This is a genomic window from Actinocrinis sp. (assembly GCF_035938995.1).
GTDB lineage: Bacteria > Actinomycetota > Actinomycetes > Streptomycetales > Catenulisporaceae > DASZGI01.
The window spans coordinates 1-21,777 of the sequence record NZ_DASZGI010000418.1 but is presented as its reverse complement, the minus strand read 5'-3'; the positions used below and the strand labels follow the sequence as shown (position 1 = coordinate 21,777).

At 67.8% G+C, this 21,777-nt stretch carries 16 protein-coding genes and 1 pseudogene; 12 read left to right on the top strand and 5 right to left on the bottom strand.

The window, feature by feature from the left end; genetic code table 11:
- Positions 1–223, top strand: a pseudogene (locus tag VGZ32_RS28240) (IS982 family transposase); the annotation flags it as partial.
- Positions 224–287: 64 nt separating this feature from the next.
- Here the strand turns inward: VGZ32_RS28240 and VGZ32_RS28235 are convergent.
- Genes VGZ32_RS28235 through VGZ32_RS28225 form a run of 3 tightly spaced genes read right to left on the bottom strand, consistent with a single transcriptional unit; the run spans position 288 to position 3,111 of the window.
- Complete coding sequence (locus tag VGZ32_RS28235; protein WP_326889280.1) at positions 288–563, bottom strand: tetratricopeptide repeat protein; 276 nt, start codon at positions 561–563, stop codon at positions 288–290.
- Between the two features lie 53 nt (positions 564–616).
- Positions 617–1,774 (bottom strand): tetratricopeptide repeat protein, encoded by a 1,158-nt coding sequence (locus VGZ32_RS28230; RefSeq protein ID WP_326889279.1) that lies wholly within the window; start codon positions 1,772–1,774, stop codon positions 617–619.
- Positions 1,775–1,782: 8 nt separating this feature from the next.
- Positions 1,783–3,111 carry an AfsR/SARP family transcriptional regulator gene (locus tag VGZ32_RS28225; protein ID WP_326889278.1) on the bottom strand — a complete coding sequence of 443 codons (1,329 nt, stop codon included), beginning with the start codon at positions 3,109–3,111 and terminating at the stop codon, positions 1,783–1,785.
- Between the two features lie 1,027 nt (positions 3,112–4,138).
- Between VGZ32_RS28225 and VGZ32_RS28220 the strand changes: the two genes are divergently transcribed.
- Both VGZ32_RS28220 and fxsT read left to right on the top strand, forming a co-directional pair.
- A complete protein-coding gene (locus VGZ32_RS28220; protein ID WP_326889277.1) occupies positions 4,139–4,594 on the top strand; it encodes a hypothetical protein in 456 nt (151 codons plus the stop codon).
- Positions 4,595–4,671: 77 nt separating this feature from the next.
- Positions 4,672–6,648, top strand: coding sequence for an FxSxx-COOH system tetratricopeptide repeat protein (fxsT, locus tag VGZ32_RS28215; protein ID WP_326889276.1), 1,977 nt, complete (start codon positions 4,672–4,674; stop codon positions 6,646–6,648).
- 814 nt (positions 6,649–7,462) lie between these two features.
- On the opposite strand, the gene VGZ32_RS28210 is transcribed toward fxsT, so the two are convergent.
- Positions 7,463–8,458, bottom strand: a complete 996-nt coding sequence (locus VGZ32_RS28210) for an asparaginase (RefSeq protein WP_326889275.1) — start codon at positions 8,456–8,458, stop codon at positions 7,463–7,465.
- A gap of 457 nt (positions 8,459–8,915) precedes the next feature.
- On the opposite strand from VGZ32_RS28210, the gene VGZ32_RS28205 reads away from it, so the two are divergent.
- The 4 genes from VGZ32_RS28205 (at position 8,916) to VGZ32_RS28190 (ending at position 14,491) form a co-directional block, all read left to right on the top strand.
- Positions 8,916–10,376: a glycosyltransferase family 2 protein gene (locus VGZ32_RS28205; protein ID WP_326889274.1), complete on the top strand. Its 1,461-nt coding sequence runs from the start codon at positions 8,916–8,918 to the stop codon at positions 10,374–10,376.
- Positions 10,377–10,606: 230 nt separating this feature from the next.
- Positions 10,607–11,539, top strand: coding sequence for a glycoside hydrolase family 113 (locus tag VGZ32_RS28200; protein ID WP_326889273.1), 933 nt, complete (start codon positions 10,607–10,609; stop codon positions 11,537–11,539).
- Positions 11,539–13,134 (top strand): glucosyltransferase domain-containing protein, encoded by a 1,596-nt coding sequence (locus tag VGZ32_RS28195; RefSeq protein WP_326889272.1) that lies wholly within the window; start codon positions 11,539–11,541, stop codon positions 13,132–13,134. The genes VGZ32_RS28200 and VGZ32_RS28195 overlap by 1 nt, the downstream gene beginning before the upstream one ends.
- Before the next feature lie 172 nt (positions 13,135–13,306).
- Positions 13,307–14,491: a C40 family peptidase gene (locus VGZ32_RS28190; RefSeq protein ID WP_326889271.1), complete on the top strand. Its 1,185-nt coding sequence runs from the start codon at positions 13,307–13,309 to the stop codon at positions 14,489–14,491.
- A 20-nt stretch (positions 14,492–14,511) separates the two neighbouring features.
- Here VGZ32_RS28190 and VGZ32_RS28185 read toward each other — a convergent pair whose 3' ends face one another.
- A complete protein-coding gene (locus VGZ32_RS28185; RefSeq protein WP_326889270.1) occupies positions 14,512–15,012 on the bottom strand; it encodes an inorganic diphosphatase in 501 nt (166 codons plus the stop codon).
- A 405-nt stretch (positions 15,013–15,417) separates the two neighbouring features.
- Here VGZ32_RS28185 and VGZ32_RS28180 point away from each other — a divergent pair, with 405 nt between their 5' ends.
- The 5 genes from VGZ32_RS28180 (at position 15,418) to folE (ending at position 21,467) form a co-directional block, all read left to right on the top strand.
- On the top strand, positions 15,418–16,650 hold the full coding sequence (locus VGZ32_RS28180) for a zinc-dependent metalloprotease (protein WP_326889269.1): 1,233 nt from the start codon (positions 15,418–15,420) through the stop codon (positions 16,648–16,650).
- 50 nt (positions 16,651–16,700) lie between these two features.
- The gene (gene tilS, locus VGZ32_RS28175) at positions 16,701–17,789 is read left to right on the top strand and encodes a tRNA lysidine(34) synthetase TilS (RefSeq protein ID WP_326889268.1); all 1,089 of its coding nucleotides are present in this window, start codon (positions 16,701–16,703) and stop codon (positions 17,787–17,789) included.
- A 9-nt stretch (positions 17,790–17,798) separates the two neighbouring features.
- Entirely contained in the window at positions 17,799–18,374 is a 576-nt protein-coding gene (gene hpt / locus VGZ32_RS28170; protein WP_349263785.1) for a hypoxanthine phosphoribosyltransferase, read from the top strand.
- A gap of 384 nt (positions 18,375–18,758) precedes the next feature.
- Positions 18,759–20,753: an ATP-dependent zinc metalloprotease FtsH gene (gene ftsH / locus VGZ32_RS28165; RefSeq protein ID WP_326889267.1), complete on the top strand. Its 1,995-nt coding sequence runs from the start codon at positions 18,759–18,761 to the stop codon at positions 20,751–20,753.
- Positions 20,754–20,777: 24 nt separating this feature from the next.
- Positions 20,778–21,467 carry a GTP cyclohydrolase I FolE gene (folE, locus tag VGZ32_RS28160; RefSeq protein WP_326889266.1) on the top strand — a complete coding sequence of 230 codons (690 nt, stop codon included), beginning with the start codon at positions 20,778–20,780 and terminating at the stop codon, positions 21,465–21,467.
- Positions 21,468–21,777 lie beyond the last annotated feature (310 nt).

Genomic DNA, 21,777 nt, shown 5'->3' with positions numbered 1-21,777 from the left:
CGAACCAGCCGGGCGCCGGTATTTCCGGCCCTTGCGGCAGGTCATCGAGTCCGACAACGACACCTTCAACGGCCAGCTCGACCTCGAGCGGCACGGCGCGCGCAGCTTCGAGGGCGTGGCCATCCGCGTAGCCCAGCGTGTACTGGCCCTGGCCACAGCGATCTGGCACAACTTTCGCACCGGCCAGACGGTCAACCGATCACTGACCGCCTACGACCATTAGGAACTTCTCGTCTAGGGCAAGTCGACTGTCGGCGTGTCATGCGGCTGCGGTGGGTCGGGCGTAGCTATGGGGCCGCCAGGCCAGGCAGCCGTGTCTGGATGCGTTCGATGTCTGGGCGTATACCGAGGCGTCTGTAGATTTCAAGGGCCTGGCGCAGGAGCTCGATGCCCCGCGAGGTGTCGCCTTCGGTCAGGTGGTGGTCGGCGATGCCTTCGAGAGAGGCAGCTTCGCCGTCTGGTTTGTTGAGTTCGCGGTTCAACGCGAGCGCCTGGCTGTATACGCCAAGAGCTTGGGGGCCGTCGCCGCCGGAGGCGAGGAGCGCGGCGTAATGGTTCAGCACCCGCGCCTCTTTGCTGCGGTTGCCGATGTCGCGATGCGTCTCAAGAGCCTCGGTTAGCGCGTCGCCGGCGCGCCAGGCAAGTCCCCTGTTTCCTGCCGCGCAAGCCCTAAGTTGGTCAGGACGTCCGCCCAGCCTCGTCGGTCGCCCACGTCGCGATAAAGCATGAGGGCTTCGGTGAGCGCATCGATAGCGGCAGAGTCGTCCCCGGCCAAGCGTCGCACGATTCCCAACTCGGCCAGGATGCGCGCCTGGCCGTGGCGGTAGCCAAGGTCGCGATAGAGCTGGGAGGCCTCAGTGAGCGCGTCATCGGCGCCTTTGTAGTCCCCGGTCAGTTGTCGTACGGCTCCCAATTCGGCTAGGGCCAGAGCCTGGCTGTGGCGGTAGCCGAGGTCGCGATAGAGCTGGGAGGCGTCGGCGAGTGCGGTATCCGCACCGGGGTGGTCCCCGGCCAGGAAACGCACGCCTCCTAAACCGGCCAGGGCCAGAGCCTGGCCGAGGCGATCCCCGAGGCGTGCGGCGGCTTGAGCGCCGGCCTCGTGCACGTCGAGCGCACGAGTCCCCGGACCGTGCGTCAGCATGATCTGGGCTAGGCCCGCGGCGAGCGCCACCACGCGCGGCGTGGGGCCTTGGCGGCGCGCGTGGTCGAAGGCGGCGTCCAGATTGGCACGCTCGGCGCGCAACCAAGCCTGAGCTGTGTGCTGGTCTAAAAGGGTGCGAGCATGGCGGGGGGCGGTGGCTCGGAGTTCCGGCCATGGGACGCTGGCGACAAGTGCGTTAGCGCGGAGGGCGGAGTGCTGGTAGTAATCCAGAAGCCGGCTGAGGGCGGCCTCGCGCTCGGGTTCAGCGTCGGTGGCGGCCACGGTACGGACGTGGGTGAAGATCAGGTCATGAATGCGGTAGCGACCGGGTGGTGACTCGGTCAGCAGGTTGTGGTCGACGAGATTCTGCAACAAGGTGTCGGCAGTATCGGGGGCGGCATCGACCAGGGCTGCGGCGGCATACGGGTCGATGTCGGGGTCCGGGTGCAGGCCAAGGCGGCGGAAGAGAGATTGTTGATCGTTGGATAGTGCGGCGTAGGACAGGTCGAACACGGCTGCCAGATCCCGATTCCCGTTGCGGAATCCGGCCAGGGAGGGCCTAGCCTCGCGCAGCCGTGCCGCCAGGTCCGCCAGCGACCAGCAGGGGCGGTGCCGCAGCAGCGCGGCGGCCATGCGCAGAGCTAGCGGCAGCAGACCACACAGGTGTGCGATCTCCTCCAGCGACGGGTCTTCGGCGAAGACCCGCCTAGATCCCGCGATCGAGCGCAGCAATGCAACCGCATCTGGCAGAGGCAAGACGTCGAGAGACAGCACCCGGGATGCCCCGGCAGTAGGGGACGGACCTGCTCCTCACTCCTGGCGTTGTCCAGCACCACCAGCATCCTCTTGCCGTACAAGCGGTCGCGGTAGAGGGCGGCGCGCGCATCCAGGTCCTCAGGGATCTGACTTGGGTGCACGTCGAGGGTGCGCAGCAGGTCCGCTAGCACGTCCGTGGCCGCGCGAGGGCTCAGGTCCTGAGTGAAGCCGTGCAGGTCCACGAACAGCTGCCCGTCTGGGAACTGCTCGGCTAGAAGGCGGCCGGCGTGTACCGCCAAAGCGGTCTTGCCCACCCCGCCCATCCCGTCGATCGCGCTGATCACTACTGTGCCCGGTGCGTCACCCGTGCGGTCAGCCGAGGCGAGAAGATTGCCAAGTTGCTCGCCGCGGCCGGTGAAAAATGCGGTATCCGCTGGCAGCTGCCGCGACCCGCGCGGCACACCGGTTGGGCGCGCGTCTGGATGCAGGCCGAGCGCAGTGTCCAGTGCGGTGCGCAGTGCAGGGCCAGGCTGTCTCCCCTGCTGCCCCAGAGTCTCAAGTGCGACGCGAGCCAGCTCTGTTGCCTCGGAGGTCTGCCCGGTGCTGAGCAGGGCGCGGATATGGATGGCGGTCAAGTTCTCCCGTTCCGGCACCGACGTGGTTTCCCGCAGCAGCTCCACCGCCTGCTGGGGGTGTCCGGTGTCCAACTCCAGGCGGGTGAGTTGTTCGAGCGCATCGAGCCGCCGTCCCTCTAGTATCCGGGCCTGCTCTCGCAACCACGTGGACTGGACATCGATCAACGCATGCGTGTGCCCCTGCCAAAGCGCTACCGCCCGCCGCAGGCGCCCAGCTGATTCAAGGCCCGCTGCCGGGCCTGTGCCAGATGGTTCGAGCAACGCCAGGAAGCGGTGCACATCCACTGTCATCGGATCAAACTCCGCCAAGAAGCCCCCGCCGACTGAGCGAAGCTGGAAGTCTTGCTCGGTCGGATCGACTGCCTCACGCAGCCGATAGAGGCATGCGGCGATCGCTGCGTCCGTTTCGGCGGACGCCGTTTCCCACGCGCACTCGATCAACTCGTCTCGGGGCACTACACGCCCGGGATGCAATAGAAGTACCGCGAGCACCGACCGGGCCCGCATCCCGCCCGGATTCGACATTCGCCCGCCCCGATACGGCCTTACCTCGCCGAGCAAACGGAACTCCACACCCACCGCGCCCTCCCGCGAACATTGCGACGATCCCGACCGCCCCGTGCCCGGACCATCTCAGAGGGCGCCATTTTTCCCCGCACTTGCGGAACGGGATAACCCCCCATCCGGGGTGGCGCACAAGGCGCGCGTTGGGCGCGCCCAGGGGCGCAAACACCGCGGGTGATCGCCGGAGAGCAGGTAGCGACTAACCGGGGGCATTCGCTCGTCCCGGCGGGCAAGCCCTATGGCGGCTCACTTGGCCGATCGCCCATGTCGCGGCCGCGATGGGAATCTTGTGGACGTGCGCGTCGAAACGGGTGAAGTGCTACTGGTGCTGTGAACAGATCGGGCCGCTTGGCCAGTCCTTGGCTGCGCAGCATCTGCCCACTGCGACACGCAGAGCGACCATTAGGTCTAATGGCCCATGGCGCGCCAGCTGTGCCAGGTGCCGTCTAAGCATCACGGTTCTACAAACGTTCAGACGGTACGGCGTCTCCCACGTACCGTCTGAGTTGGGCGGCGACAGCCGCACGTGGGGGAGGGACCGCATGCGCGTTGGGATGTGAGTCGGGCCGGTCTATCTCAGCAGTCGAATTGGCGGCAGTCGTCACCGACGTCACTACCGCCGGCACCATCGTCCGGGGCCGCACGGCATCCCATGGCTCATCTGGTTCTTCATCTGGCCGTTCTGGCTCTATTACCTGATCACCAAGTGGATGTTGTGGATGCCCTGCGTGTGGCTCTGGCGAAGCTGGCGCATCAGGCGCCATTCGCAGAGTGTGAGCTAACTGGCCAGCAGTAGCTTGATGCGCCCAACAGTTGCGGGGGCGATCGAGCTGCACGAGCGCAATTTTGCTGACTGCGAGCGGCTGCTGGGGCGCTGAAGACCCCGCAACCATGACCTCCCGCGACAATCTCCTGAGTATCGGCGGGATCGCTGAACTCTGGGTGCGGTTTGCGGTGTTCGCCCGTCGGGGCTGGTGTTGTGCGGTTACGCTGAGATCAGCGGTCTTATGTGATGTCAGGCCGGGCGGGTTGGGGTGTGGTGGTGTCGGAGCTTGAGACAGTGCTGGCTGAGGCGTTCCCGGTGATGAGCGCAGCGGTCGGGGTATATGGGGCGGGGGTGCTCTCGCGGGTAGAGGACGTGGCAGCGGACGCGACGATTGGGCTGGGGCGGCGACTGTTGCAGCGAGTGTGGCATCGCGCGCCACGGCCAGCGGCGGTCGAGTCGGCAGTGGCTGAATTGGCCGAGGCGCCGGAGGATCCCGATGCGCTGGGAGCGTTGCGGTTGCAGGTGCGCAAGGTGCTCGCTGCAGATCCGGAACTGTTGGCTGAGGTGGCGGGGATGCTGCCGGGACGGGGTGCGGCGACCGCGTCGGGTGAGGGTGCCGTGGCGCTGGGCGGAAGTAATAGCGGGATCATCAGCGCCGGGGGTGGGGCGGCGAGCGTGCATGGTGCTGCGGTGGTGGTAAACCCTATGGTGCCGGGCCCGACGGCGGGTTGATCGGGCCCGGGTGGGCGGGGTCCTGGGTTCATGTGGCTTCGGCACCAGGTGGCGTAATCGCCATGCCGGGTGCACCGGTGTACGCGCAGGCGCGAGCGGCGGGGCGGGTGGTGCGATTGGGTCCGCGGCCTGGGGTGTTGGTCGGTCGGGACGATCTCATGAGTGAGTTGGTGGTGGGCTTTTCCGGCCTGGGTCCGGCGACGGAGCCACGGGTGCGGGTGTTGACGGGGTTGGGCGGTGTGGGCAAGACGAGTGTCGCAGTGGAGTTCGCACACCGGCGCGCGTATGCCTACGGACTGGTGTGGCAGTTCAACACCGGGGATCCTGCGGCGTTGGACGGTCAGGTTGGGCAATTGGCCGGTCTGCTTGGGGTATTGGACGGGCCTGGGGATGTGCTCGGGGCCGTGCATGCGCAGTTGGCCGGGATGCGGCAGCGGTGGCTTTTGGTGCTCGACAACGTCACGGATCCGGCGGTGGTCTCTCGGCTGGTGCCGTCGGGTGGTTCGGGGGATGTGCTGGTGACCACGCAGCGCACTGATTGGCCGGCAAGGTGGGTGGTGCCAGTGCCGGTGCTGGAGCGGGAGGTGGCGATCGAATTCCTGCTCTCTCAAGCGCACGACGGGGACGTAGTGGCGGCCGGGCAGGTGGCGGACGCGCTGGGGTTGCTGCCATTGGCGTTGGCGCAGGCCGCGGCGTTCCTGCGGGCCACCGGGCGTGCCACTGCGGCGTATCTGGATCTGCTGTCCTCGGAACGTGCTCGGGTACTTAGGCGTGTGGTGCCAGGCGGATACGGGCGGGCGGTGGCCGGAGCGTGGAGCGCCGCAGTCGAGCAGATGCAGGCCACGCCGGGGGCGGTGGCGCTGCTGCGGTTGCTGTCCTGCTACGCGCCGGACGCGATACCGATCCGCCTACTGCTGCCCGACGGCCGCGGGCTGCCCGCCGGGATCGAAGCGGGTGTGGCTGGGGAGCTTGCGGCGCTGGTCGGTGACCGGTTGGGGCTGGACGAAGCGCTGATCGCGCTAAGCGAGTACAGCCTGATCGGTCCGGTACACGGCGGAGCGGTCTCGGTACACCGGCTGGTACAGGCCACGACGCTGGACACACTGAACCAACCGCTGCGCGAGGCGTGGCTGGATGCTGCCGCGCGCCTGGTGGCACAGACGCTGCCCGACGATCCTGAACTCCCACGAACCTGGCCAATCTACGCGGCTTTGCTTCCTCATATCGAGGCGACTTTGCCCGCCTGGCATCCCGGACTGTTGCCGGTTGTGCAATATCTGGCCTTCTCAGGCAACTACGCGGCGGCGCGCGAGGCCGCTCGGCGCGCCGTCTACGCACGCACTCGACGCCTCGGCCCCGAACATCCCGACACCTTGGCCGCCCGGCACGAGTTGGCGTCCTGGACCGGTTCTGCGGGGGATGCGGTTGAAGCGCACGACCAACTCGCTGCGCTGCTGCCGATCTATGAACGCGTCTCCGGCCCCGAACACCTCAACACCCTTCCTACCCGGCATGAGCTGGCGCGTTGGACTGGGGAGGCGGGAGATACGGCCAGGGCGCGGGACCTGTTCGCCGCGCTGCTGCCGATCTATGAACGTGTCGGCGGCCGTGAATACCCCAGCACTCTCACCACCCGGAACAACCTGGCGCGTTGGACTGGGGAGGCGGGAGACGCGGCTAGGGCGCGGGACCTGTTCGCTGCGCTGTTGCCGATCTATGAACGCAACCGGGGTCCCGAACACCCCCGCACTCTGGGCACACGGCATGAGTTGGCGCGCTGGACCGGGGCGGCGGGAGACGCGGCTAGGGCGCGGGACCTGTTCGCTGCGCTGTTGCCGATCCGTGAACGCGTCTCCGGCCCCGAACATCCCAGCACTTTGACCACCCGGGACGAGTTGGCGCGTTGGATCGGGGCGGCGGGAGATGCGGCTAGGGCGCGGGACCTGTTCGCTGCGCTGTTGCCGATCCGTGAACGCGTCTCCGGCCCCGAACACCCCAGCACTTTGACCACCCGGCACGAGCTAGCGCACTGGACTGCGCAAGCAGCTGACTAGAACCCCGTTTCCGGCATTGCCAGCAGAATCCAGCGACAGCGCGGATCAACAGACAGGTCGGATTGACGCCGGACACGGCGAAATCGAGTTCAGCGGCCACGTCGTTCCCGGTGAGCGGACATGGCAGGTCGAGTTCCACGGACACGTCATGACGCTGCGTGATCGCAACATCGAGGGCCGCCGCGCCGCTTCCGGTGCTCGGACGCCGGGGCGTCCTGCGCTCCGGGTCGGCTTGCCATCGGATGACCTGGGTTTGGCTCCAGCGCGCTCCGGTGGCACTCCGGCCGGGCGCGCATCCACCGGTCTCAGCCGTTCTTCAGCTACGAGATACCGTTCACGCAGGTCACGGACATGGATGCCTCCCTATATCTGGACGACGGCTCGATATTCCATCGGGCCCGCTACCTCGTAGCTTCCGACATGAGCAGTAGAGGACCAGGTATCGCTACACGCGGGCGAGGATCTTGGAATGAACACCGACCCCCGGTCCGCGTCGCGGCGGGCGCGAAGAAGGCCGAGAGCGCAGGGGAACTGATCAAACGTGATGAGATCCCTGCTCGTGCTCGCTCAGTTGCACGGCTAATTGCAGTACGCCCAGATACGCCGGTGTCGCCCACGTCCGGGGACGTGGGCGACACCGTTATGACCTGCACCGACGGACGTCTAGGGACGTCGGCGGATCTGATTCGAACCTCTGCCCTTTGGATCAGCGATCACTCGTAATGCGTAGGTCATCGGTTCAATTCCGATAGGGGGCTCGGCACAGATCAGGGTGGGAACTTCACACGAGGTTCCCACCCTTGGCTTTTGGCCGCTAACTTGCTCCGTTTGCGGCGTCGAAGAGCCCTCGGATCTCGGGCTTGCTCATGCCGACCGTCAGCGCTGTGTGGAGAAGGATCTTCGCCTTGACCGGGGTAAGCGCTCCGGCGGAGATCATTCCTCTCGCCAGGAGGTCCGATTCGGAGCCGGGGAAGCCGTACGTCCTGGTGAGGACAGGGCCGGCGGAGGTCCGTGACGCCAGGACCACGGGGATGCGTTGGGCGAGGTCATTGAGGGCTGGCACACATGCGCTGGGTACGTGGCCTGCGCCGAATGCGGCGACGACTAGGCCGTCCACTTGGCCGCTGAGTGCTCGCAGGACCTCGCCGTCGTCTCCGAGGGTGATCGTCGCCATTGCGGTACGCGGGCTTGCTTGGAGTGGGCCGAGGATCTCGGGGCTGCGGGGCACGGCGGAGGTGAGTACGACCTGGTCTTCCGCGACGTATCCGATTGCGCCTGGCCATGACGTGAACGCGGCGATGCTTGTGCTGTGGGACTTGCGGACCCGGCTCGTCGCGTGGATCTCGTCCGCGAAGACGACGAGTGACTGGCGTGGGGCTGGAGGTGAGGACGCGACGCGGAGTGCGGCCAGGATGTTCGCGGGGCCGTCCGCACCCGCCATCGTCGGATTGCGCATCGCGCCCGTCACGACGATCGGGATGTCGGCTCGGCAACGGAGGTCGAGCAAGTAGGACGTCTCCTCGATGGTGTCAGTGCCCTGCGTGACCACGACACCGTCGACGCCTCTCGCCGCGGCGTTCTTGATCTCATCGGCCAGGGCGAACAGGTCCTCGAACGTGAGGGACGCGCCTGGCACCTGGCGGAAATCGTGAACCTCAAGGTCCACGTCGAGCCCGCTGATCTGCGGGACTGCGGCGAGGAGTTCCTTGGCCGAGAGCGTCGGAGCCGCGGTGCCGTCGGGCTGGGCCGTCATTGCGATCGTGCCGCCAAGCGAATAGACGGCGACACGCGGGCGGGCTTGGTCGTTCACACTGCCCCCTTCGGCTTCGGCTTCGGCTTCGGCCTCGCTCGTTTTGTCGGGCGCGTCTGGTTCGGTTACGCGGAAGGCACAATGAGCCTACATACCGGCGGGCTGCATCACGGGTAGCGGTGGAGATCAATAGTCACCGGCGCTTACCTGCGCAACCAGGCTGGCGGGGTCGGTGGCACTTGTTGCCGAGTCATGACACTCGCGTAATAAATCGTGACTCAGAGAACGTAGTATCGAGCGTGCTCTGCCTATGTCCGGCGGCGGAGCTGCGTGGCGCTGGTTGAGCTGATCAAGGGGCGGGTTCGTGGGCTTGACCGACTATTCCTCCGCTCCGCGTTCCTCAACCTCTACCTCCGCTCCTGCCACGAGATCCCGCCGAGGTCGACGCCGGCGGCAGGCTTCTCCCACCGCTGCTCGGCTGTTCAGTCGGGGGCAGCTTGTTTTTGTGCTCTCGTGCGTGGGCGGCGTCGTTGTCGGGCTGGTGGTGCAGCCGCGCGTCACCTTGACCGTGGTCGTCGGGTTGTGCATGTTCTTCTATGTGCTGACCGCGCTGCTCAAGCTCGGTGTGACGCTCGCCGGGCGCAAGTACCGCCCGCTGCGCCGGATTTCCGTGGGGCCGGACACTCCCAACCTGCCGCGCTACGCCGTGCTGCTGCCGGTGCACAAAGAGGCGAACATGCTGGGGCGTCTGGTGTCGCGGGTGGAGGGGCTCGACTACCCGCGCTCGCAGCTGCTCGCCCTGCTGCTGATCGAGCAGGACGACGAGGAGACCCTGGCGGCGGCCCGGGCGCTGGGCCTACCCTTCGAGGATGAGACACCGCGTGGGCACGTCAGGGTCGTGGTCATCCCGCCGGGCGGCCCGAAAACCAAGCCGAACGCGATGAACGTGGCGATGGACATCGTGGTGCGGGAGGGCTGCGAGTTCCTGACCATCTACGACGCGGAGGACCGGCCGGACCCCGACCAGCTGCTCAAGTCGGTCGGGACGTTCGCCCTGGCGCCCGCCGAGGTCGCCTGCCTGCAGGCCGAGCTGGCCTTCTGGAACGACGACACCAACTGGGTGACCGCGCTCTACTGGATCGGCTACAAGATCCACTTCCTGCGGTTCCTGCCCGGCCTCGCCCGGCTCGGCCTGCCGGTCCCGCTGGGCGGCACCTCGAACCACTTCCGGATCAGCGCGCTGCGGGACGTCGCACTCATCCCGGGCGGCGAGGTCTGGGACCCGCACAACCTGACCGAGGACGCCGACCTCGGCGCACGGCTGTCCGCGGCCGGCTACCGGATCGAGCTGCTGAACTCGGTCACCATGGAAGAGGCGCCGGTCAGCAGCCGCGTCGTCGACAAGCAGCAGCGCCGCTGGAAGGCCGGCTACCTGCAGACCGGACTAGTCCACACCCGGCGGCCGATCGCCACGGCCCGGCGGATGGGCGTGGGGCGCTGGTTCTGCTTCAATCTGCTCGTGATCGGCACGCCCACCTCGTTCCTGCTCAACCCGGTCTTCCTGGCGGTGACCTGCGTCTACCTGCTGACCCGGGCGCAGTTGATCCACGCGCTGTTCCCGGCCGCCGTCTACTACCCGAGCGTCGCGCTGCTGGTACTCGGCAACTTCGGGCTGCTCTACGAACTCGTGCTCACCTGCCTGGAGGAGGCGGACCGCACCCGCGGCCGCTTCGGGCTGGTCCAGTACATGCTGTTCGCGCAGCTCATGTGGCTCTGGATGAGCCGGTCGACGTACATCGCCGTCTTCGAACTGCTCATCGGCAAGCGCGGTTGGCACAAGACCCCGCACGGCCACGCAGAGGATGACGAAGAAGCGGACGTGCCTAACGTGCCGCACCGCGCCTACGGATCGACCTTCGTGGGCGAAGTGCCGACGCCGCCCGGGCTCCTCGGCCTCAGCGAGGAACGTGCCTGGTGACTCGGCGAGGTATGTTCCTGATCCCGATCGTCGTGACGGCGATGTCGGTGAGCGGGTGCGCGATCGCTCGCACGGTGTCGGGGGGGCAGGACACTTCGGCACCGGCAGGCGGAGCGGGTACCCCGCCGGCCGCCGCTCAGGGGTCGCCGTTGCCGTCGTTGACGCCTCAATTCCCGCTCATTCAGGTACCTCCGGCGGCTAAGGCGATTAAGGCGCAGCTGGGCGTTCAGGTGTACTGGCACACATCGGGCACTGCGAACGACGTGCGCACCGCTGCGGACCGGGTGCTCAACTACATCGTCGGACTTGGCGCGAACAGCGTCGGACTGACCTTCCCGATCTACACCGACGGCGTTCATCCGACGCGCGTATATACAGTGAGCGGCTCGACGCCGGACCCGGTCTCCCTCGGCATCGTGATCACCGAGGCGGAGGCACGCGGGCTGCGCATCATGCTGCGCCCGCTGATCGACGAGACGAACATCAAGGATGCCCAGGGCGACTGGCGCGGTACGATCCAGCCGGTCGACGTCGGCGCATGGTTCTCGAGCTACTGGTCGGTGCTGAAGCCCTACGTGCAGCTCGCCCAGCAGGACAGCGTCAGCGGCTTCGTGGTCGCCGCCGAGCTCAACTCCCTCGTCTACCAGAAGAGCCAGTGGCAGAGCCTCGATGCGCAAGTGGCGCACATCTATTCGGGCGAGCTGGATTACGCCGACAACTGGGACATCTGGAAGAGCGGGGGCTCGTACTCGCCGGCCCCGACGATCGGCGTCGACGCGTACCCGACTCTGGGGCTCCCCGACGATGCCTCGGTCGCGCAACTCACCGACGCTTGGAACGGATGGCTGCACAACAGATCCAGCACGACGCTGGCCGGGACCGTGCTTCAGGAGGTGGGCATCGCCCCCACCACCGGCGCCTACGCTCATCCCGCGACGTGGGCCGAGCCCGGGATGAAAGTCATCCCTTCGATTCAGATCAACTGGTTCGCCGCCGCCTGCCAGGCTGCGCGGGACCAGCACATGGCCGGGATCTACTACTGGGACGTCGACAGCAACGCCGACCCCGCAAATCCCGCCGCGGCGACCATTGACGCCGGGACGATCATCGGACGCGGAGACCAATCGATCAAGGCGTGCTTCGCCGCCGGCTGGAACGGCTGATGGCGTCCCCGGTCATGGCCCCGGTGCCTACGGGGCCGGCCGACGAGACTGTCGTCATCCGGATCGGCCCAGGCCGCGACCACGCGGCCTACGTGATAGGCGTCGTCGCCGCGCTGCTCTCGGCAGGGGTGACCGCGTACTTCCTGCGTCAGCACATGATCCTCGGCTTCCGCGACGCCTACGCGGACCTGGAGATCAGTCGGCGGGCGATCGTCGGCAAGACGGTCGGCATCGCCCAACTCGGTGGATGGCTGCCCCTGCCGCACATCCTTGAGGCGCTCCTCGCCTGGAACTGGACGCTCTATCGCACCGGTCTGGCCGGCAGCGCCATCTCCATGGCCGCCTACGTGGCGTCCAGCGTACTCATCTACAAGATCGTCACGGTCATGACCGGGCGCCGCACCTGGCCCGCAGTCGCCGGCGCCGCGATCTTCATGACAAATCCGAATGTGCTCTATCTACAGAGCACTCCAACGGATGAGCTGCCCTTCTACGCCTTTACTCTCGGGGCGGTCTTCGCTCTGCTCCGCTGGGGCAAGACCAAACGGGCGACCTACGTGCTCGCGGCAGGCATCTGCAGCATGCTCGCGATGCTCTGCCGCTACGAGGCATGGTTCCTCGGAGTCCTCTACGTGGCCTGCGTGGCGATCATGGCCCGGCGGCTCGGCCTGAGTTGGCGCGATACGCGGGGGCTCGCGCTGGTCATGGCCCTGTTCGGCTTCTGTCTCTCGTTCGGCGGCTGGCTGATCTACAACTGGCTGCTCGTCGGCAGTCCGGTCAGTTTCCTCCACGGCTCCAACTCCGGCGGCGGCCTGACGGCCGGCCAGCAGGCCGAGATGGCGTTCCATAACTGGCCACTGGCCCTTAAGGCGTACGGGTCCGCGGTAAGCACGAACTTCGGCTTGATCGAGCTCGGTCTGGCCGTCCTCGCTCTCGTTGTCTTCCTCGCACGTCAGAGGTTCTCCGCGAAGTCGCTGCCGGTCATCGCGTTGACGCTGGTGAGCCTGTCCTTTATCTACACCCTCGATAGTGGCCAAGCGCCGATCGGCACACGGACGGTCAGCGGAGGCTTGACCGACGCCCGCGTCGGCTTGGTCGCCCTCCTGCCCGCCGCGATCGTGATCGGCTACCTCGTCGGCAGCGTGCCCCGCAAGACAGCCGTACCCGCCTCGATCACCGCGGCCCTGGTGGTCGCCGGACTGTCCGGCGCATCGTTCGCCCACCACCAGATCGCGCTCGAGACGGAAGCGGCGCAGTACAAGGCGGTCCAGAGCACGGCCCTCGCTACCGGCAGCTACCTGCAGAACTACACGCAGGGTGCCATTCTCATCGACGCCACCCGCAACGAGGCGGCGGCATCTCCGGTCCTCGACCGCACCGTGTACTCGGGCACCCGGGATGCTCACGGCAACGTATGGACGCGAAGCCTCAACGATCCCGCGGGCTCCGGCATCGGCGTGATCGTCATGCGTACCACGCCTGCCGACCAGGACAAGGTCTACGCGGCTCTCCACAATGCGCCCCAGCTCACGCCCTATCGCGAGGCGTATCACAACGCCGACTACGCCGTTTACGTACTGCAGTCCACGCCGTAGGGGAGTTCGGCGCTCTTCAGCAACTGACCCGACATCAGGCGACCGGTTTCGGCATGCTTATGGGTGATTGTAGGCGTGTCAGAAGAAATGACCGAAATGTTGCCGAGTGCAGCGGGCACGATCAAGACGGCATGCCCTTTCCGGGATGGTCTAGGTGCGGGAGGGAGTGGCTGTGGCGACTCTGCGCTCGAGAACCGTGCGGCGAGCGGTGTGCGCGTTTGTTTCCCTTGCGGTGTCCGCGCTGCTGCTCGGCAACGCCTATGCCGACCCGGTGTACCCCAGCCAGGACCAGGTCGATCAGGCGCAACAGGACGTACAGAACCGGAAGAACGCGGTCGCGCCGGTGCAGGCGCAGCTCGATCAGGCGCAACAGCAGCTCGACGATCTCGATCGGCAGGCGCAGATCGCGGCCGAACAGTACGACGCGGCGACCGTCCGGCTCCAAGAGGCGCAGCAGGCCGCATCGCAGGCCGCGGATGCCGTGGTCGTAGCGGAGCACCGTCTGGCCGAGGCCCGTGCCGACCTGGGTCGGCTCGCAGCGGCGGCGTACCGCGATCAGAACGGGCTCGGTGCGATCAGCCTGCTGCTCGAGTCCGACGGACCCGACGAGATCGCCACCAGCACCCATCTGGTGATCCATCAGGCCACAGACCTCAAGGCGACGGTGCGCGCGGCCGACAGCGCCAAGCAGGGCGCCGATGCGGCTAAGTCGGCGGCCGACGCCTCGGTGCGCGCCAGGCTTGCCGCACAGGCGCAGGTTGCGCAGGCCGCGCAACGGGCGCAGGCGGCGGTCGCCGCCGAACAAAGTCAGATCACGGCTATCTCTGCGCGCCGCGATCAGCTGCTCGCCGAACTGGCCGCGGCCCAACGCACCTCGGTGGAACTCGAACGGCAGCGTCAAGAAGGCCTGGCCGAAGAGGTGGCGCGGCGCGCCGCACTGGCCGCTGCGGCGCAGCACCGGTACTCCACAGTGCCCGTCTATGACGGCTCCGCCGCCGGTAGGGCGCTCGCGTTTGCTTATGCGCAGCTCGGAAAGCCCTACCTCTGGGGCGCTACCGGTCCCGACTCATTCGACTGCTCGGGCCTCACGATGCGCTCATGGGAGGCGGCAGGCGTCGACCTGCCGCACTACGCGGCGTTCCAGTACCAGTCGAGCCATCCGATCGGGTACGACGACCTGCAGCCGGGCGACCTGCTGTTCTGGGCGACCGATCCCACGGACTCGGACACCATTTACCACGAGGCGATCTACCTCGGTGGCCAGCAGATGATCCAGGCGCCGCGCACCGGCCAGGACGTCGAGGTCTCGTCAATGTGGATGTGGGGCCCGATCCAGTTCTACGCCCGGCCGGACTGAGCACCGGCGGGCGCTCCGGCTCAGTGGTGGTGCTCCTGCGGGCTCTCGGCGAAGCGCAGCCGGGAGCGGCGGATCTCCTCCTCGGCCTCGGTCCGGCCGACCCAGGTGGCGCCCTCGACCGACTTGCCGGGCTCCAGGTCCTTGTACACCTCGAAGAAGTGCTGGATCTCCAGCCGGTCGAACTCCGACACGTGGTGGATGTCCCTGATGTGCTCGACCCGCGGGTCGTTCGCCGGGACGCACAGGACCTTGTCGTCGCCGCCCTTCTCGTCCGTCATCCGGAACATGCCGATCGCGCGGCACAGGATCAGGCAGCCGGGGAAGGTGGGCTCCTCGAGCAGCACGAGCGCGTCCAACGGGTCGCCGTCCTCACCGAGCGTGTCCTCGACGAATCCGTAGTCCGCGGGGTACCGGGTCGAGGTGAACAGCATCCGGTCCAGCCTTATACGGCCGGTCTTGTGGTCCACCTCGTACTTGTTGCGCTGACCCTTCGGGATCTCGATCAGGACGTCGAACTCCATCGTTCCTCCATGTGGGGGTGCCCGTCGGGCCTGACCACTCGCACGGCGGCGACGACCGGGCCGAGGGAGTGACGTGGGTGCCCGCGATTGAGGCGGACGGCTGTCGGGTGGGCAGACCTGAAGGGCACCAGGCCTACAGAACTAGTGTCCCGTACGCCGAGGGGTGCGCGGGACGACCGGCTGCCCCGAGTGATCAACGCAACATCTCGGGTTCATAGCGGCATGGTAAAGCAGGACCCGGTCGAGCGGAGTGCGGCGTCGACCGGCGCCGCGTCCCTCGGTGCATCTCCCAGACGACCTGTCCCGAAGCGCACGTTCCCGCTTTATCCGTCTTGGCTATACCCATTGCGAGGCAATGACACGACCTCGCGCTTTAGATAGCGCCCTACGGGATACGTTGAAGGTGTGGCGACTGACGAATTGATCGACTGGTCGACGGCCGAGGCTACCGCGCGCCGACTGGTGCGCCCGGGACCGGCGGTCAGTCCGCGCCAAGCCGCGGCGGCGGTCGCCGAGCTGCGTTCCTGCGCCCGCGCCGCCCAAGGGCACGTACGCACGTTCACCAAGCTCGAGGTGCCGGAGGACGGTGCACCCGCCCTGATCGTGGACCGCCCCGCCTGGATCAACGCGAACATCGAGGCGGTGCAGCAGTTGTCCGCGCCGCTCGCCGAGAAGGTCCATCAGTGGCGGGAGGGCGTCGACGCCAGCGGCCTGCGCTGGGCCTCGGAGTCGATCGGCGCGAAGCTCACCGGCCTGGAGCTCGGTTCGCTGCTCGCCTACCTCTCCCAGCGCGTCCTCGGCCAGTACGACCCCTTCGGCCTCGGTCCCGAGGGCGGCGGCCGGCTGCTGCTGGTCGCCCCGAACATCGTGCGGACCGAGCGCGAACTCGGCCTCGACCCCACGGACTTCCGGCTCTGGGTGTGCCTGCACGAGGAGACCCACCGAGTCCAGTTCGGCGCCGTGCCCTGGCTGCGCGAGCACATCCTCGGCGAGATCGGCACCCTGATCGCCGAGCTCGAAGTAGAACCGACCGTCTTCGTCGACCGGATACGCGAAGTGGTGCGCTCCGCGGTGGGCGCGGCGACCGGAACGGCGCCGCCGGACCGTCCGGCCGACGCCGATGAACGGTCCACCGCGGCAGCGCCGACTCAATCCGCGCCGACTCAATCAGCGTCCACTCGACACGCCGAAGAACCGGCCGATCGGGTGGGTGACGCCGCGCCGCCCGTCACTCCGCCCCGCCGCCTCTCGTTGCTCGATGTTGTACGCACGCCCGCCCAGCGCGTCGTGATCGAGCGGCTTACCGCAGTCATGACGCTTCTGGAAGGGCATGCGACCTATGTGATGGACGGGGTCGGCCCGCTGGTCGTGCCGTCGGTCGCGGAGATCAGCCGGGAATTCGCCCGCAAGCGGTCGAGGAACCGGCTGGGGCCCGAGGGGCTGCTGCGCAGGGTGCTCGGACTCGACGCCAAGATGCGGCAGTATCGCGACGGCGAGCGCTTCGTGCGCCGCGTCGTGGACGAGGCCGGCATCGACGGCTTCAACCGCGTCTGGACGTCGCCCAACACCCTCCCGACCCAGGCGGAGATCGCGGATCCGTCCGCCTGGATCCGCCGGGTTCCGCTGCGCCGCGGCTGAGCGGTCGCCGGCCGGGGCCCGCCCCGACGGACGGTTGTGAGGAGAGGGCAGTGGGACCTGTACCAGCGGTCGCCGCAATACGCTTGGCGGTGCGCCACGCGCTACGAGACCACCAGCCGGGAGAGCTGGTGCTGGTCGCCTGCTCGGGCGGCGCCGACTCGATGGCGCTGGCCTGCGCCGCCGCCTTCGTCGCGCCGCGCCTCGGCCTGCGCTGCGGCGCCGTGACGGTCGATCACGGTCTTCAGGAGGGGTCCGCGGCCCGGGCCGCCGAGCTCACCGCGCTGTTGCGGCGGCGCGGCCTCGATCCGGTCGAGTGCGTACAGGTCGTGGTCGGCCATGAGGGCGGGCCCGAGGCGGCCGCCCGCACCGCCCGCTACGCCGCGCTCGACCAGACTGCCGACCGGCTCGGCGCGCGCTCGGTCCTGCTCGGCCACACCCGCGACGACCAGGCCGAGACCGTGCTGCTAGGCCTGGCACGGGGCTCCGGTGCCCGCTCCCTCGCCGGGATGCCGGTCCGCTTCGGGCCGGACGGCCGCTACCGGCGGCCGCTCCTCGATATCGCCCGTTCGGTCACCGACGACGCGTGTAAGGCTGAGGGTGTCGTGCCGTGGCGGGATCCTCACAACACGGACCCGGCCTACACCCGTTCCCGAGTGCGACACCAGCTCCTGCCCGCGCTGCATGACGCCCTTGGCCCTGGAATGCCTGAGGCGCTAGCTCGCACTGCCCGGATGCTGCGGGAGGACACCGAAGCGCTGGACTCCTGGGCCGAACAAGCCCTCGAAAAGTGCCGGCACCCGGCTGGAGGCTTGGACACCGCGGCGCTCGTCGCCCTGCCGACCGCGATCCGGCGACGGGTGCTGAGGCTGGCGGCCTTGCAGGCGGGTGCGCCCGCGGGCACGCTCGCTGCTGTGCATATCGAGGCCGTGGACGCCTTAATCACTGGTTGGCGTGGGCAGGGACCCCTCCACCTACCAGGCCCCGTCGTAGTCCACCGAACGGGTGGCAGACTTGCCTTCGGAGAGCAGACCTTGGGCGATCCGAGCCCGAGGACCACGGCCGCCCATGAGACCGAGGATCCCGATGCAGCAGACCCTGATCCCCCCGCTTCGGCCCGCCGCGCGGCCGCGCACGTCTGACGAGTCGGCATGACGCAGCGAGGAGAAGTCCCGGTGGACGAGAAGGACATGGGCCCCGACCTGGAGCGGGTGCTCCTGACCCGGGACGAGCTCGAGGAGGGGATCGCCCGGCTCGCCGCCGAGATCGACGCCGACTACGCCGGGCGAGATCTGCTCCTCGTCGGAGTGCTTAAGGGCGCGGTGATGGTGATGGCCGACCTCTCACGCGCTTTGCGCTCTCCGGCGACTATGGACTGGATGGCGATCTCGTCCTACGGCGCCGGGACGAAGTCGTCCGGGGTGGTACGCATCCTCAAGGACTTGGACACCGACATCGCGGATCGGCACGTGCTGGTGGTGGAGGACATCATCGACTCCGGTCTGACGCTGTCCTGGCTGTTGTCGAACCTGCGCTCGCGCCGGCCGGCCTCCGTGGAGGTGTGCGCCCTGCTGCGCAAACCGGACGCGGCGAAGGTGAAGATCGACGTCCGATATGTCGGCTTCGACATCCCGAACGAGTTCGTCGTCGGGTACGGGCTCGACTTCGCCGAGAAGTATCGCAACCTTCCTTTCATCGGAACGCTCGCCCCGCACGTCTACTCGTGAGGCGCCTCCCGGCTGCGCTCGCCTCCCGCGCATGGTCGTGACCTGTGGTTTCAGGTGGTCCGACGCCGGGATGATCGTCCGCGCCAGCGGTCATCTCACGAAGCGCACCCGGCGACGACGCGGAGCCGACGGAGAGGAGCGGAAACCGGGAACGCATACACCGCGTAGGATCGTTGCCACGGTGAACGAACTTCCGGTGAATCACGTCCGTGCTCCCTTCGGGCGCGATTCACCCGGTTGCCCAAGCAGCGGTGGCGTAGCAATCGCACGCCGCGGGCATCCGAGGGAAGTGCCGCGCGGTGATCCACGTTGTGCAGTTCGTACCGAGTGCAGTTCCCCCAGCGACGAGCCAGCAGAAGGGACGGGGTCCGTAGCCCCGGATCGATGGACGTGAAGCGTATTTTCCGTGGCCCGGCGATCTGGGTCGTGCTTGCCGTGCTTGCCGTGCTTGCCGTGATGAACATCGTGTCCAGCGGGAACGGCGCGAAGTCCGTGGACACCTCCCAGATCATCGCCGCCATCAACGCAGGTCAGGCCAAGTCCGCCCAGGTCACGACCGGCTCGAGCCAGTCGGTGACGATCACTCTCAACGACGGCAGCTCCGAGGTCGCCACCTACCTCAACGACCAGCAGGGCGTCCAGATCACGACCGACCTGGACAACGCCTACAAGGCGGGCAAGCTGGCCAACGGCTACAACGTCGTGCAGTCGAAGCAGCCGTGGATCATCTCGGTGCTGGTGACGCTGCTGCCGTTCGTGCTCCTGGTGATCGTCTTCCTGTTCCTGATGAATCAGATGCAGGGCGGCGGCTCCCGGGTGATGAACTTCGGCAAGTCCCGGGCGAAGATGATCACCAAGGACACCCCGAAGACCACCTTCGCTGACGTGGCCGGCGTGGACGAGGCGATCGAGGAGCTCCAGGAGATCAAGGACTTCCTGGAGTCCCCGGCCAAGTTCCAGGCGATCGGCGCGAAGATCCCGAAGGGTGTACTGCTCTACGGCCAGCCGGGTACCGGTAAGACGCTGCTGGCCCGCGCGGTCGCCGGCGAGGCGGGCGTGCCGTTCTTCTCGATCTCCGGCTCGGACTTCGTCGAGATGTTCGTCGGCGTCGGCGCCTCCCGGGTGCGCGACCTGTTCGAGCAGGCCAAGGCGAACGCCCCGGCGATCGTGTTCGTGGACGAGATCGACGCGGTCGGCCGGCACCGCGGGGCCGGCCTCGGCGGCGGCCACGACGAGCGCGAGCAGACTCTGAACCAGCTGCTGGTCGAGATGGACGGCTTCGACGTCAAGGGCGGGGTCATCCTGATCGCCGCGACGAACCGGCCGGACATCCTCGACCCGGCGCTGCTGCGCCCCGGCCGCTTCGACCGGCAGATCGCGGTGGACGCCCCGGACCTCAACGGCCGCCACCAGATCCTGCAGGTGCACGCCAAGGGCAAGCCGTTGACGCCCGACGTGGACCTGATGGCGGTGGCCCGGCGCACCCCCGGCTTCACCGGCGCCGACCTGGCGAACGTGCTGAACGAGGCGGCGCTGCTGACCGCGCGGTCGGACAAGAAGCTGATCGACAACAACGCGCTGGACGAGGCGATCGACCGGGTCGTGGCCGGACCGCAGAAGCGGACCCGGCTGATGAGCGACCACGAGAAGAAGATCACCGCGTACCACGAGGGCGGCCACGCCCTGGTGGCGCACGCCCTGCCGAACACCGACCCGGTGCACAAGGTGACGATCCTGCCGCGCGGCCGGGCCCTGGGCTACACGATGGTCCTGCCGGACGAGGACAAGTACTCGACCACCCGCAACGAGCTGCTGGACCAGCTGGCCTACGCGCTCGGCGGCCGGGCGGCGGAGGAACTGGTCTTCCACGACCCGACCACCGGCGCCGGCAACGACATCGAGAAGGCCACCAAGCTGGCTCGCGCGATGGTCACGCAGTACGGCATGACCGAGCGCCTCGGCGCGATCAAGCTGGGCCAGGACAGCGGCGAGGTCTTCCTCGGCCGCGACATGGGCCACCAGCGCGACTACTCCGAGGAGATCGCGGCGATCGTCGACGAGGAGGTCAAGAAGCTGATCGAGACCGGCCACGACGAGGCCTGGGAGATCCTGGTGGAAAACCGGGACACCCTGGACCGGCTGGTGCTCGAGCTGCTGGAGAAGGAGACCCTGGACAAGGCGCAGATCGCCGAGGTGTTCCGGGACGTGCGGAAGCGCCCGACGCGCCCGGCCTGGACCGGCTCGACCCGGCGGGTGCCGTCGGACCGGCCTCCGGTCAAGACCCCGAAGGAATTGGCCCGGGCCAACGGTTCGAGCGGCATGAGCGTGGAACCGACCGACCTGCCCGGCCAGGGCGGGATCGGCGGTCTGGGGGGCTGACCGACGGCCGACGAATCAGGACCGATGCGGACCGGCGGGGCGAACCACGTCTCGCCGGTCCCGTTCTCGCCGCGCGCGGGTAACGGTTTCTCGACCTCCGCGGATGCCCAGACGCAGAACCGCTCCCCGGACGTAGGGCGCGCCATAGCTCCGTTCGACGAGGACCGGGTGCGCGCGGCGGTGCATGAGCTGCTGGTCGCGATCGGGGAGGATCCCGAGCGCGACGGGCTTCGCGACACGCCCGGGCGTGTCGCGCGCGCTTATCGCGAGATGTTCGCGGGGCTGCGCCAAGCCCCCGAGGAAGTCCTCACCACGACCTTCGATCTCGGCCACGACGAGATGGTGTTGGTGCGGGACATCGAGCTGTATTCCTGTTGCGAGCACCACCTCGTGCCGTTCCACGGAGTGGCCCACGTCGGCTACATTCCTTCGGTGGACGGCCGTATCACCGGTCTGTCGAAGCTGGCCAGACTGGTTGATGTGTACGCGAAGCGTCCGCAGGTCCAAGAAAGGCTGACCTCCCAGGTCGCCGACGCACTGGTCCGCATCTTGGAGCCCCGCGGGGTCATCGTCGTAGTGGAGTGCGAGCACCTGTGCATGTCGATGCGAGGGATACGGAAGCCCGGCGCGAAGACGGTGACGTCGGCGGTTCGGGGGGTGCTGCGCTCGCCCGCGACCCGGGCGGAGGCGATGAGCCTCATCCTGGGCCGCTGAGCGACGCCGCGCCCGTTGACCGCGTGGAACCAGAAGCATCTGCACAGGCCGCGGCGCTGAAGGACGAGGCGGGGGAGCCCGCGGCGGAGACGTCTGACGAGTCCGAGAATAATTTGCACGAAAAGGCCGGCTTCGACGTCAACGGAGCGGGCCTTGAATGCGTCACACAGAATGTGGACGTGAAGAGTGCGCCGAAGACCGGCGAGACGGTCGTCGTCGAGGACGCGAGCGCGGAACGCTCCGGCACGGACGGTTCCGTGCAGGAGCGGAGTGAGCGGGCCGGACAGCCGACGAGGCAGGTCAAGGTCAA

Excerpts from the sequence above, each read along its gene's own strand:
- VGZ32_RS28230 (WP_326889279.1), bottom strand. The coding sequence starts at position 1,774 with ATGGCCGCCGCGCTGCTGCGGCACCGCCCCTGCTGGTCGCTGGCGGAC.
- VGZ32_RS28195 (WP_326889272.1), top strand. The coding sequence starts at position 11,539 with ATGGCGTCCCCGGTCATGGCCCCGGTGCCTACGGGGCCGGCCGACGAG.
- VGZ32_RS28185 (WP_326889270.1), bottom strand. The coding sequence starts at position 15,012 with ATGGAGTTCGACGTCCTGATCGAGATCCCGAAGGGTCAGCGCAACAAG.
- hpt (WP_349263785.1), top strand. The coding sequence starts at position 17,799 with ATGACGCAGCGAGGAGAAGTCCCGGTGGACGAGAAGGACATGGGCCCC.
- ftsH (WP_326889267.1), top strand. The coding sequence starts at position 18,759 with ATGGACGTGAAGCGTATTTTCCGTGGCCCGGCGATCTGGGTCGTGCTT.
- folE (WP_326889266.1), top strand. The coding sequence starts at position 20,778 with ATGCGGACCGGCGGGGCGAACCACGTCTCGCCGGTCCCGTTCTCGCCG.